Here is an 11442-nt window from a genome sequence, read left to right as displayed (position 1 = left end):
CCGAATGCGGGTCGCGTATCAAATCACTTGGAGAAACCTCAGGAGATTTTGCAATGGCTACTACTCTTTCGTTGGCCCCACTGTTCCGTCACTCCGTCGGCTTTGACCGTTTCAACGACCTTTTCGAATCGGCGCTTCGCAGCGAGGCCGGCACCACCTACCCACCGCACAACGTCGAAAAGCACGGTGACGATCATTATCGGATCGTGATTGCGGCCGCAGGCCTGGTGGAGGATGACCTGGAAATCCAGGTGGAAAAAGGCGTGTTGACCGTCGCCGGCGGCAAGCGCGAACACGATGAGGGCATCACCTACCTGCACCAGGGCATCGCCCAGCGCGCGTTCCGCTTGTCGTTCCGCCTGGTCGACCACATCGAAGTGCAGGGCGCGCAGCTTGCCAATGGCCTGCTGAGCATCGACCTGCTCAGGGTGGTACCGGAGGAAGCCAAGCCAAAACGCATTGCGATTGGTGGCGCTGCCAAGGCGGATGTGAAATCCATCGGCGAGCAGTGAGTTGAACTGAATAAAGGCGCTCTCAGGAGCGCCTTTATTTGGCCCAATGATTAACAGTCATTTGCTGTTAATTGAGCGAATTGCTCTTTGGCTTTGGCCGTTTTTTTACCGTCCAGACCATTGCTCGGCAGGGTCACGTCAGCCATGCGTGCCGCAAAATACATATCGAAAAGTTGCCAGTCTTCGAACTCCTCAGGAGCGACAGCAAACGTCGTCAGCCGACCAATCAATCCGCACAGCCAGTCAGCACATTGCAACGTTTGAAACAGATAGCTCTCACCTTGAAGCGGAGGCTCTATCAGTGTGCGGCATTTTTCTGCTGGATCTTCAAACATCGCCAGGGTACAGGCTTCTACGTTTCGTTCGCGCCATTCATTGCCTGCTTTCTGCTCATCCAGCAGAACGATGAACGAGGCATTGTTCAACGTACAGAAGCGATCAATCTTGCGGATTGACTGTAACAGCGTCCGCTTGAAGGTCTCGGTCGAGTCGTGTTCCCTGGGCTCGATAGATTTGTGCTCACCCGTGTAGAAAACGTGTCCGCCAATTTTCTGGATATGACTCAGCAAACGACATGAGGATCTTCGCAGCTCCGGATATTTGCGCACATTACCCACAGTAAAAAGTGCAGAGCCTTTCTTTTCCCATTGATAGGCAGGCAAGTGATGAGGGTTTTTGTGTTTCAGGTCCCAGGCGAGTAACTGGCATTTGAGCTTGTAGAAATAGATTGCGAACTCGCGCACCTCTTCGGCGGGAATCAGCATGCCGCCTAACCCGAATACAGGGCTGGTCTTGTACATCGGGTGTTTTCGCGAGACATATTGGCCCACGTGCCCAAACTCATCCAGATAAGCAATGTACTGCACCAAATTCGATTTCCCCATCCATGAGAAACACGAAAGCCCGTGCGATTTCTCGCAACGGGCCTCGGAAGGTGGGCACATGGTTGCCCATATGCGTTGGGGAGGAATCTAGCGAAAAAAAGCGGCAGGTTCCAGCCGAGCCGGCGGAATCAGGCAAGTCCTACACATCATCAGGAAACTTACCGCGTAGGTGCTCTTTGGTGAGCCCCTGGCACCTCCCGGCCCTCCCACTTCGCAATCACCAACGGCGCCAGCGCGTTGCCCAACACATTCAGTGCGGTGGTCGGCATTTCCATCAAGCGATACACCCCGGCAATAAACGCAATCCCCTCCAATGGCAACCCGGCACTGGCGAGCGTTGCCGAGAGAATCACGAACATGAACCCCGGCACGCCTGCGGCGCCCTTGGACGTGAGCACCATGGTCACCACCAGCAGCGCCTGATCCCCCAGGTTCAAATCGATGCCATACAACTGCGCCACGAAGAGCGTGCCGATGCCAAGGAACAGCGAGGCGCCGTCGAGGTTGAACGAGTAGCCCACCGGCACCACAAAGCTCACCAGCGACGGCGGCACCCCGTAGGTCTCCAGCTTCTTCATCAATTGCGGCATGACCGACGCCGAACTCGCGGTGGAGAACGCCAATATCAGCTCATCCTTGATATGCCGCATCAAGGCAAACAGATTGATCCCGCACAGCCGCGCCACCAGGTTGAGCACCACCAGTACAAAGAACGCGATGGACACGTAACTGACCATGATCAGCTTGGCCAACGGCAACAGCGAACCAAAACCGAAGTTGGCCACGGTCACGGCGATCATGCCGAACACGCCGATGGGCGAGTAGGCCATGATCATCGACGTGACCTTGAACATCGCGTCAGACACGCCGCGCAGCAGTGCGACCACCGGGTCCTTGCGCTCGGCGGGCAAGCGCGCGACGCCCAGGCCGAACATCACCGCGAAAAACAGCACCGACAACAAGCTGCCCTGGGCCATGGCGCTGATCACATTATCCGGGATGATGCCGACGACGATCTGCCCCAGGCTATGCCCACCGCCGTTGCTGGTGGGCAGGGTGATGTTTGCCGCGTGCAGGCTCGACAACTCCGTACCGGCGCCCGGCTTGAGCAGATTGCCCAGCACCAGCCCGACGATGATTGCCAGGGTAGTGATGCAAAAGAAATAGCCTAGGGAACGTACCCCGATACGGCCCAGGGATTTACCGTCGCCGTGCCCGGCAATGCCCACCACCATGCAGGCAAACACGATGGGCACCACGATCATTTTCATCAGCTTGATAAAAATATCGCCCGCCGGTTGCAGGAGATTGTCCACCAGCCACGGCCGGGATTCGGGAAAGCGGTGCAACAGGGCACCAATGGCGATGCCGGCCAGCAAGCCGATCATGATTTGCCAGACCAGCGCGATACGGGGCGTGTGCATGGGAATGCCTCATTTGCGATCAATGATTTTTAAGTTGTTGTTCTAGGCAGTCAAAACAGCGGCCGTCCGTTGGCCGCCGGGTGCAGCAGGGCGGGTCAGCGCAGGTCGTGGCACGCGTCCTTGAGACGTCGGCAACCTTCTTCGATCACTTCTAGCGAGCTTGCGAAGGACAGGCGTACATAGGGCGACATGCCGTACGCCGCACCGCTGACTGTGGCCAGGCCGTAGTCACGCAGCAGGTAGTCCACCAGTTGGCTGTCGCTGTCGAGGCGACCGCCTTGCGGTGTGACTTTGCCCATCAGCCCGCTCACATTGGCGAACACGTAGAACGCGCCGTCTGGTGGGGTACAGCTCAAACCGGGGATGTCCGCGAGCAAAGCCAACATGCGTGTGCGGCGTTGCTGGTATTCCTCGCGCATGGCGGCGATGGGTGCCTGGTCTCCGGCAAACGCGGCGACAGCAGCCGCCTGGCTCAACGAGCTGGGGCAGGTGGTGGTTTGCGACAGCAGCTTGGCGATCGCTGCAATCAGCCAGGCGGGACCTGCGCCAAACCCCAGGCGCCAGCCGGTCATGGCGTAGCCTTTTGAGGCCCCGTTGACGATCAGCGTGCGCGACTTGAGGTCGGGCGCCAGGCGCGTCAGCGGCACGTGCCGGGCTTCACCGTAGACGAAGTGCTCATAGATTTCGTCGGCCATGACCAGCACGTGTGGATGACGCCGCAGCACGTGGGCCAGCGCCAGCAGCTCGGCCTCACTGTAGACCGCGCCGCTGGGGTTGTTCGGGCTGTTGAGGATCACCCATTTGGTCTGCGGGGTAATCGCCTGGTCCAAGGCGTCGGGCGACAGCTTGAAACCCAGGCGTTCATCACCGGGGATGATCACCGGTGTTGCATCATTGAGCCGGGCGATGTCCGGGTACGACACCCAATACGGCGTGTGCACGATGACTTCATCACCGCGGTTCAGCGTGGCGGCCAATGCGTGATAGATGATGTGCTTGCCGCCGCAACCGGCCACCACTTCATCCAGGCCGTAGGCCAGGTCGTTGTCCCGCTGCAGCTTGAGGCAGATGGCCTGGCGCAGGGCGAGGGTGCCGGTGGTGGGCGTGTAGTGCGTGTCGCCGCTGTGCATCGCCTGGCTTGCGGCTGCGAGGATATGCGCCGGGGTGTCGAAGTCCGGCTCGCCGACGGTGAAGTTGACGATATCGCGGCCCTGGGCGCGCAACTCGGTCACCAGTGCGTTGGCGGCGATGCTGGGGGAGGGCGCGATGCCCAGGACGCGATCAGACAACCAGTGCCTCATGACGCCAGCCCTGCGTTGTCCAGTACCTTGTCGATCCAGCTCTGGCGCACGGCACCGCTGGCGATCTCGGCTTTGACGGCCTCTTCATGGTCGGCATGGTGCGCGGCGCGGCGCAGCACTTCGGCGGCGTCGGCCTGGGAGAACGCGACCAGGCCGTCTTCATCCCCCACCACCAGGTCGCCGGGGTTGACCAGCATACCGCCGATGGATACCGGCACGTTCACTTCACCGGGTCCGGTCTTGTAGGGCCCGGTGTGCACCACGGCGCGGGCGTAGCAGGGCGTGTCATCGAAGCTGGCGACATCACGGATCGCGCCGTCGATCACAAACCCCACACAGCCGCGTTGCTGGGCGTAGAGCTTGACCAGTTCGCCGATCACCGCATTGTTGGTATCACCCTGGCCGTCCACCACCAATACATGGCCGGGTTGCAGCAGGCTCAGGGCTTTGTAGATCAGCAGGTTGTCACCGGGACGGGTCTTCACCGTGATCGCCGTGCCCACCAGTTTGCCGCTGCGGTTGTAGCGCGTCAGGCCGCGCGCGCCGATATGCCGGCCAAGGTTGTCGCTGATGTGCGGGGTGACCACCTGGGCGAACGCCTCGACCAGTTCGATTGAGGCCATGGGGGCGTTGGGAAGGATGCGTGAACCGGGCAAGGACATGGCAAATCTCCAGAATCGTTGGATAGCGACGGGCTATGGCCAGATCTTAGGAGTGATGATCGGAGAGTTTTAGCGATATTTTATGATATGTTAGCATCGCTTTTTCTCATGATTGGCCTGCCATGATCACGTTCAAGCAAATCGACGCGTTGTACTGGATCGCCGAACTGGGCAGCTTCGAAGCGGCGGCCAACAAGCTGAACATGTCGCAGTCGGCCATCTCCAAGCGTATCCAGGAGTTGGAAGACACCTTCGGCGTGGAGATTTTCGACCGCAGCAAACGTAACGCCCGGCTGACGGAGAAGGGGGGCGAGCTGCTGGACTACGCGCGTGACCTGCTCAACAGCCGCGACCAATTGCTGGAACGGGTCAGTGCCCGTGAGGTGCTGGTGCGCCGGTTTCGCTTGGGCGTCACCGAACTCACCGCACTCACTTGGCTGCCGGCGTTGGTCGAAGCGCTGCGTCAGATGTACCCCAAGGTGCAGATCGAACCGTCGGTGGAGCTCAGCAGCGAGCTGTTCCGCAAACTGGAAAGCGACCAGTTGGATTTGGTCATCGTGCCTGACGTCTACAGCGACCCGCGTTTTCACAGTACGCCGCTGCAATGCGTGGAAAACGCCTGGATGTGCGCCCCTGACCTGATCCCGGATGTCGACCCCATCAGCCTGGAGACTCTGGCCAGCTACACCGTGCTCACCCAAGGTTCACAGTCGGGGACCGGGATGATCTACGAGCGCTGGCTGGCGGCCAACCATGTGCAGATGCCGCGCACCCTCACCAGCCACAACCTGTTGGTGCAGGCCGGGTTGGCGTTGTCGGGGATCGGCGTGAGCTACCTGCCCGTGGCCTGCCTGTCCCACCTGATCGAGCAAGGCACCCTGCGTGCGCTGGTGACCCAGCCGGCGCTGCCGGATATCCAGTATGTGGCGTTGCACCGGGTGGACCGCCAATACGGGCTGAATCAAGAGGTGGCGCAACTGGCACAGGCGTGCTGCAATTTCTCGCGGCTGTTGTTTTAGGGAGCGACCATGAAGCGCCATTTCGAAGATGTGCAGCTGGGCAGTATCGAACTATTCTGCCTCGCCGCCGAAGCCAACAGCTTCACCGCCGCCGCGCAGGTTGCCGGTGTCACGCCGGCGGCCGTGAGCCGCAGCATTTCACGCCTGGAAGAGCGCCTGGGCGCGCGGCTGTTTGTGCGCACCACGCGCAGCATCCGCCTCACCGACAGCGGCTGGACTTTCTTCGAGCAATGCCGCCAGGCCCTGGCCCAGCTGGTGGAAGCCCAGCAGGAAGTGATGGGCGCGCAAGCCGTGCCATCGGGCCTGTTGCGCATCAGCATTCCCACCACCTACGCCCATCATCGTCTGCTGCCGCTGCTGCCCAGGTTTCGTGCGTTGTACCCGCAGGTGACGGTGGATATCCACATCAGCAATCGCAACATCGACTTCGTCGCCGAAGGCTACGACCTGGCGGTCCGTGTGCGCGCCCAGCCAGACTCATCGCTGATTGCGCGCCTGCTGGAAGAGGCCGAGTTGGTGGTGGTCGCGGCACCGTCCTATCTCAAACGCGCCGGCATCCCACAGACGCTGGAAGACCTGCCCACCCATGAATGCATCCAGTACGAACTGCCCAGCAATGGCCGGCGCATCGCCTGGCTGTTCCAGGTGGACGGCAAGGCGCAGGAGTATGCGGGGGAGGCGGGGTACAGCTGCTCCGACGATGTGCTGGGTGGGGTGACCCTGACCAGGCATGGGGCGGGGTTGTTCCAGACCTACAAGTTTATCGTCGAGCAGGACTTGGCTGACGGCAGCCCGGTGGAAGTCCTGCAGCCGTTTGGCGGGCGTTCACGGCCGTTTACCCTGCTGTATCCCCATGGGCGCTATATGCCGCATCGGGTGCGGGCGTTTGTGGATTTCCTGATGCAGTGTCGGGACGAATGGGCGGTGTCGTAGACGCGGCAATGTCCCAGGTCAGCAGCAGTTGGCTGATCGCCGCGTCAATGCTGGCGTGGGGCACGTTGTCGCGCGCAAGGATCGAAACGCCTTGCAGGAAACTGTCGAATACCGTCGCCATCACCGCCGGGTCAATCGTGCCTGGCAATTGCCCGGCACGTATTGCGCGCTCCACACAGGCCACAATTCCCGCGCGGGTGCGCAGCCGTGATTGCGTCAACCCATTCGCCACCCGCGCATTCTCCGGGCTCGGTGCACTCATCACACCCAGTGCCACCATGCAGCCCTTGGGGTGCCCGTCTTCACACTGCATGCGTGCCGATCGGCGCAGCGCCGTTTCAACCGCCTGACGCGGTGACAGGCTTTCATCCCACAGGCATTCGGTGACCTGCGCGTAGGTCGCCAGGTAACGCTGCACGCATTCGTCGAACAAGGCTTCTTTGGAACCGAACGCGGCATAAAAACTCGGCGCGGAGATACCGCCGCCCAGGCCAGCCTTGAGATTGGCCAGGGAGGTGGCGTCGTAGCCATGCTGCCAGAACAATTGCAGGGCCTGGTCTACGGCGTGGTCGCGGTCGAAAGTGCGGGGGCGGCCCATCTGTGCCATGGCGGATCTCCGGTGGGGAAGCGAGATAAATACTAGTCGATACATAAGTCGTTGACAACGAGCCGTGCTCGGCCGCAACATTTGTATCGATCAGTATTTAAGTCTCGCTCAAGGAGTTCTCCGTGACACCCTCACTCACTTTATCGGCGTCATCCGACCGCCTGCCCATCGGCGCCTTGCTCGCCCTGGCCATGACCGGCTTCATCTGCATCGTTACCGAAACCCTGCCCGCCGGCCTGTTGCCGCTGATCAGCGACGGCCTGGCGATATCCCCGTCGATGGCCGGGCAGATGGTCACCGCGTATGCCTTGGGCTCGGTGCTGGCAGTGATCCCCATGACCATCGCGACCCGTGGCTGGCGCCGGCGCAATGTGTTGTTGCTGACCATCGTCGGCTTTCTGCTGTTCAACTCCATCACCGCGCTGTCGTCCCACTATGGCGTGACCCTGGTAGCGCGTTTCTTCGCCGGCGTAGCGGCCGGTCTGGCCTGGAGCTTGCTGGCTGGTTACGCCCGGCGCATGGTCGCGCCGCATCAGCAGGGCAGGGCGTTGGCGTTGGCGATGGTGGGTACGCCGATTGCGCTGTCATTGGGTGTACCGCTCGGCACCTGGCTGGGTGGGTTGGTGGGATGGCGCACCACGTTTGGCCTGATGTCGGCAGTGAGTCTGGTGTTGATTGCGTGGGTGCTGGTGAAAGTCCCGGACTATGCGCCCCAGCCCGCCCATCAACGTGTGTCACTGGGCCAGGTGCTGACCACGCCGGGCGTACGGCCGGTGCTGGCGGTGGTGATCAGTTGGATGCTGGCGCACAACATTCTGTACACCTACATCGCACCGTTCGTGGCGCCTGCGGGGTTGGCAGAGCGGGTTGACCTGGTGTTGTTGGTGTTCGGGGTGGCCGCGTTGGCGGGGATCTGGCTCACGGCCAGGCTCGTTGAGCTGTTATTGCGCAAGACCGTACTCGTCAGCCTGGCGGTGTTCGCGATCGTCGCGCTGGGGCTGGGCCTTTTCGGCAACCGGCCGGAAGTGGTCTATATCGGTGTAGCGGTGTGGGGCCTGAGTTTCGGTGGCGCCGCGACCCTGCTGCAAACCGCCCTGGCCGATGCGGCGGGCGATGGCGCCGACGTGGCGCTGTCACTGAATGTGGTGGCCTGGAACAGTGCGATTGCCGGCAGCGGCGTGGTCGGTGGGGTGCTGCTGGAGACCTGGGGCGTGGCCTCGTTTCCGTGGGCGATGCTGCTGTTGATCGGCGTGTCGCTGGCGATTGCCTGGGGCGCCCATGCCCATGGTTTCAAACCAGGCGCGCGGGCTGCGGGAAAACCTACAGCAGTCGGGCACTAATCTCACATCTGCTAGTCAATAATCCTCGCAATATCATCCACTTGGCTCCGCACGCCGGAGCCAGCCGCTTCACTCCTTTTCGAAGATTTAATGCATGTACCTACGCAAAATTGCCGTTGGGCTGACCGCCTTTGTTTTGCTGTCTTGTGGGGCCAACGCCCGCAGCCTGCCGGACCTCTACTCCAAACAGGAAAAACAACTGTCCTTCGACAGCTGTGCCGACCTGTTCCCCGCCGCACCGATCAACCCCGCCACGGTGCCGGCCGCGATGAAACCCCTGGCACTGTGTTCCGACCATTTTGCGGTGCTCTACTCGCAAACCAGCAAGACCCCGCTGGTGGTGGTCGAACGCCTGAATGCCGCCTTGCTGAAAGACGCCAAGGGCGAGGAACGCACCAACCAGTTCTATGCCGATCCGCTTATCCCCAAAGCCGGTCGCGCCGAGTTGAGCGACTACCGCGCCCAGCACCCGGCGGTGGACCGTGGGCATCAATCCCCGGCCGCCGATGCACCGAATGCCAATGCCATGGCGCAGTCGTTCGCGCTGTCGAACATGGTGCCCCAGGACCCCACCAACAACCGCAAGATCTGGAGCAAGGTCGAGGCCGACGTACGCAAGTTTGCCGTGCGCGCCGGCGGCGATGTATATGTGTTCACAGGCCCGCTGTTCGACCCGGGCTACGGCACCATCGGCGACAACAAGGTCTGGGTGCCGACGCGGTTGTTCAAGCTGGTGTACGACGCCTCCAGCAAACGTGCCTGGGCCTATGTGCTGCCCAATGCCGAGACGCGTCTCCAGAAACCGATGGACTACGCGACGTTTGTGAAGAGCACCGGGCTCAAGTTGCTGGGGGATCTTCCGGTGTCGGGGTCGGTGGGGCGGGGTTGATCCGCGATCTTGCGGGCCAATTGTGGTGAGCGGGCCTCTGTGGTGAGCGGGCTTATTTTGTGGCGAGCGGGCTTGCCCCGCGTTGGGCTGCGTAGCGGCCCCAAAAAAAAAGGAGCGCTGCGCACTCCAACGCGGGGCAAGCCCGCTCACCACAGACGCGCTCTCACCACAGATGCATGAACGGCCTCACCTGGCTTTCTTCAACGCCTTGAGGCGCTGTGTCGCACGCTGTACGGCGGCCATCTTCTCCGGGCGTTTCATGCGTTTCCACTTGCGGATGTCATCCTTGGTGCGTCCGCAACTGACACACAGGTCGCCGCTGAGCTGGCAGAGGGAAACGCAAGGGTTCTCGATGTCTTTGGCCACGGGGTCACCGGCTGATGGAGGAAAGGGGCGCCGTCAGGCCACACGCCTCCCAGGATTATCTACACACAAGGTTATACTCGCCACCCTCGCAGCCTACTCCATTCAAACAGACCGAGATTCCCCATGAGTACCTCACTGCCTCTTACCCCCGCGCGCAAGCCCGTCGCGCCGATGGTGGCCTTTATCATCCTGGTGCTGGGCGCCCTGTTCCTGCAAAACAGCGTTGGCTCGCGCCAGGTGCTGTTGCTGGTGGTCGGCGCCGCACTGGGCTTGACCCTCTACCACGCCGCCTTCGGCTTCACCTCGGCCTGGCGCGTGTTCATCAATGATCGGCGTGGCGCCGGCTTGCGCGCGCAGATGGTGATGCTGGCGCTGGCGGTGCTGCTGTTCTTCCCGGCGTTGGGGGCGGGCACGCTGTTCGGGCAGCCGGTGACCGGGCTGGTGGCGCCGGTCGGAGTGTCGGTGGTGTTCGGGGCGTTTATCTTCGGTATCGGCATGCAGCTGGGCGGCGGTTGCGCATCGGGCACGCTGTTCACCGTGGGCGGCGGTAATGCGCGCATGCTAGTCACCTTGCTGTTCTTTATCTGTGGTTCGTTGATCGCCACGCACCATGTTGACTGGTGGTTTGCGCTGCCGGCGTTCCCGGCGGTGTCCATCGTCAAGAGCTTTGGCGTGGTGCCGGCATTGGGCTTGAGCCTGGTGGCGTTCGCGATCATCGCGCTGGTGACCATACGCCTGGAGAAGGGCCGTCATGGTCAGTTGGAAGAGGGCGTGAAAAGCGAACACCAAGGCGTGCGCCGCTTCCTGCGTGGGCCATGGCCATTGGTGTGGGGCGCCATCGGCCTGGCCCTGCTCAACTACGCCACCCTGGCGTTGGCGGGACGGCCCTGGGGCATCACCTCTGCATTCGCGCTGTGGGGCGCTAAAGTCGCCAGCGGCCTGGGGGTGGACGTGGTCAGTTGGGCGTTCTGGCAGATGCCGGGCAACGCCAAAGCCCTGGCCGCGCCGGTGTGGGAAGACATCACCAGCGTGATGGACATCGGCATCGTCCTCGGTGCGCTGCTGGCCGCCGGCCTGGCCGGGCGTTTCGCCCCCAGCCTGAAGATTCCGGCGCGCTCGCTGGTGGCGGCGGTGATCGGTGGCCTGCTGCTCGGCTACGGCTCGCGCCTGGCGTACGGCTGCAACATCGGCGCGTACTTCAGTGGCATCGCCTCGGGCAGCCTGCATGGCTGGGTGTGGCTGGTGGCGGCGTTTATCGGCAACAGCGTGGGCGTGCGGCTGCGGCCATTTTTCTTTGCGGGCGAGCGGCGGCAGGTCGCGTTGAGCGGTTGCTGAGTCAGCTTTCCGGGGAAAGGCTTGGGTCCAGAGCGGCTTCGGCCGCGAGCTTTTCCCGGTCTGCCTTGCTGATGTACTTGTCCTTCTTCTTCGGCGCCAACTTGGCGTTGGCCTTCCTGGCTTTTTCCTTGAAGAGCTGCTGGAGTTTTTTCTGGCGGTTCATGTGGTTC

General features: G+C 61.9%; 13 protein-coding genes. 6 read left to right on the top strand and 7 right to left on the bottom strand.

Annotated elements, in window-relative coordinates; all coding sequences use genetic code 11:
* The first annotated feature begins 53 nt into the window (after positions 1-53).
* Positions 54-512: an Hsp20 family protein gene (locus M2497_RS22205; protein ID WP_248483243.1), complete on the top strand. Its 459-nt coding sequence runs from the start codon at positions 54-56 to the stop codon at positions 510-512.
* A gap of 50 nt (positions 513-562) precedes the next feature.
* Here the strand turns inward: M2497_RS22205 and M2497_RS22200 are convergent, their stop codons facing one another.
* The 4 genes from M2497_RS22200 to M2497_RS22185 all read right to left on the bottom strand — a co-directional run bounded on the left by M2497_RS22200 (position 563) and on the right by M2497_RS22185 (position 4783).
* Positions 563-1396, bottom strand: a complete 834-nt coding sequence (locus M2497_RS22200; protein ID WP_282579061.1) for a DUF3800 domain-containing protein — start codon at positions 1394-1396, stop codon at positions 563-565.
* 158 nt (positions 1397-1554) lie between these two features.
* A complete protein-coding gene (locus M2497_RS22195; protein WP_248483239.1) occupies positions 1555-2820 on the bottom strand; it encodes a cation:dicarboxylase symporter family transporter in 1266 nt (421 codons plus the stop codon).
* A gap of 95 nt (positions 2821-2915) precedes the next feature.
* A complete protein-coding gene (locus tag M2497_RS22190; protein WP_248483237.1) occupies positions 2916-4121 on the bottom strand; it encodes a pyridoxal phosphate-dependent aminotransferase in 1206 nt (401 codons plus the stop codon).
* Complete coding sequence (locus M2497_RS22185) at positions 4118-4783, bottom strand: RraA family protein (RefSeq protein WP_058425676.1); 666 nt, start codon at positions 4781-4783, stop codon at positions 4118-4120. The genes M2497_RS22190 and M2497_RS22185 overlap by 4 nt, the downstream gene beginning before the upstream one ends.
* Positions 4784-4905: 122 nt before the next feature.
* On the opposite strand from M2497_RS22185, the gene M2497_RS22180 reads away from it, so the two are divergent.
* Both M2497_RS22180 and M2497_RS22175 read left to right on the top strand, forming a co-directional pair.
* Positions 4906-5802 carry a LysR family transcriptional regulator gene (locus M2497_RS22180; protein WP_248483235.1) on the top strand — a complete coding sequence of 299 codons (897 nt, stop codon included), beginning with the start codon at positions 4906-4908 and terminating at the stop codon, positions 5800-5802.
* A 9-nt stretch (positions 5803-5811) separates the two neighbouring features.
* Positions 5812-6735 carry a LysR family transcriptional regulator gene (locus tag M2497_RS22175; protein ID WP_248483233.1) on the top strand — a complete coding sequence of 308 codons (924 nt, stop codon included), beginning with the start codon at positions 5812-5814 and terminating at the stop codon, positions 6733-6735.
* Here M2497_RS22175 and M2497_RS22170 read toward each other — a convergent pair.
* Positions 6638-7342, bottom strand: coding sequence for a TetR/AcrR family transcriptional regulator (locus M2497_RS22170; RefSeq protein ID WP_248483232.1), 705 nt, complete (start codon positions 7340-7342; stop codon positions 6638-6640). The genes M2497_RS22175 and M2497_RS22170 overlap by 98 nt on opposite strands.
* Before the next feature lie 122 nt (positions 7343-7464).
* Here M2497_RS22170 and M2497_RS22165 point away from each other — a divergent pair, with 122 nt between their 5' ends.
* Entirely contained in the window at positions 7465-8682 is a 1218-nt protein-coding gene (locus M2497_RS22165) for an MFS transporter (protein WP_248483230.1), read from the top strand.
* A 94-nt stretch (positions 8683-8776) separates the two neighbouring features.
* Positions 8777-9571, top strand: coding sequence for a DNA/RNA non-specific endonuclease (locus M2497_RS22160; RefSeq protein ID WP_248483228.1), 795 nt, complete (start codon positions 8777-8779; stop codon positions 9569-9571).
* Between the two features lie 186 nt (positions 9572-9757).
* Here the strand turns inward: M2497_RS22160 and M2497_RS22155 are convergent, their stop codons facing one another.
* On the bottom strand, positions 9758-9937 hold the full coding sequence (locus M2497_RS22155) for a DUF1289 domain-containing protein (protein ID WP_058425670.1): 180 nt from the start codon (positions 9935-9937) through the stop codon (positions 9758-9760).
* Between the two features lie 123 nt (positions 9938-10060).
* On the opposite strand from M2497_RS22155, the gene M2497_RS22150 reads away from it, so the two are divergent.
* Entirely contained in the window at positions 10061-11272 is a 1212-nt protein-coding gene (locus tag M2497_RS22150; protein ID WP_248483226.1) for a YeeE/YedE family protein, read from the top strand.
* 1 nt (position 11273) lies between these two features.
* On the opposite strand, the gene M2497_RS22145 is transcribed toward M2497_RS22150, so the two are convergent.
* The gene (locus M2497_RS22145) at positions 11274-11435 is read right to left on the bottom strand and encodes a DUF2986 domain-containing protein (protein WP_248483225.1); all 162 of its coding nucleotides are present in this window, start codon (positions 11433-11435) and stop codon (positions 11274-11276) included.
* Positions 11436-11442: the final 7 nt, after the last annotated feature.

Origin of the sequence: Pseudomonas sp. CYM-20-01 (assembly GCF_023169845.1) — a bacterium.
Taxonomy (GTDB): Bacteria; Pseudomonadota; Gammaproteobacteria; order Pseudomonadales; family Pseudomonadaceae; genus Aquipseudomonas; species Aquipseudomonas azotoformans.
The sequence above is the reverse complement of the archived record's forward strand: the minus strand, read 5'-3'. Positions and strand labels throughout refer to the sequence as shown.

Bases quoted from the DNA above. Each gene is read 5' to 3' on its own strand.
- M2497_RS22170 (WP_248483232.1), bottom strand. From the start codon at position 7,342: ATGGCACAGATGGGCCGCCCCCGCACTTTCGACCGCGACCACGCCGTA.
- M2497_RS22185 (WP_058425676.1), bottom strand. From the start codon at position 4,783: ATGTCCTTGCCCGGTTCACGCATCCTTCCCAACGCCCCCATGGCCTCA.
- M2497_RS22175 (WP_248483233.1), top strand. From the start codon at position 5,812: ATGAAGCGCCATTTCGAAGATGTGCAGCTGGGCAGTATCGAACTATTC.
- M2497_RS22205 (WP_248483243.1), top strand. From the start codon at position 54: ATGGCTACTACTCTTTCGTTGGCCCCACTGTTCCGTCACTCCGTCGGC.
- M2497_RS22145 (WP_248483225.1), bottom strand. From the start codon at position 11,435: ATGAACCGCCAGAAAAAACTCCAGCAGCTCTTCAAGGAAAAAGCCAGG.
- M2497_RS22190 (WP_248483237.1), bottom strand. From the start codon at position 4,121: ATGAGGCACTGGTTGTCTGATCGCGTCCTGGGCATCGCGCCCTCCCCC.
- M2497_RS22150 (WP_248483226.1), top strand. From the start codon at position 10,061: ATGAGTACCTCACTGCCTCTTACCCCCGCGCGCAAGCCCGTCGCGCCG.
- M2497_RS22180 (WP_248483235.1), top strand. From the start codon at position 4,906: ATGATCACGTTCAAGCAAATCGACGCGTTGTACTGGATCGCCGAACTG.
- M2497_RS22200 (WP_282579061.1), bottom strand. From the start codon at position 1,396: ATGGGGAAATCGAATTTGGTGCAGTACATTGCTTATCTGGATGAGTTT.
- M2497_RS22195 (WP_248483239.1), bottom strand. From the start codon at position 2,820: ATGCACACGCCCCGTATCGCGCTGGTCTGGCAAATCATGATCGGCTTG.
- M2497_RS22160 (WP_248483228.1), top strand. From the start codon at position 8,777: ATGTACCTACGCAAAATTGCCGTTGGGCTGACCGCCTTTGTTTTGCTG.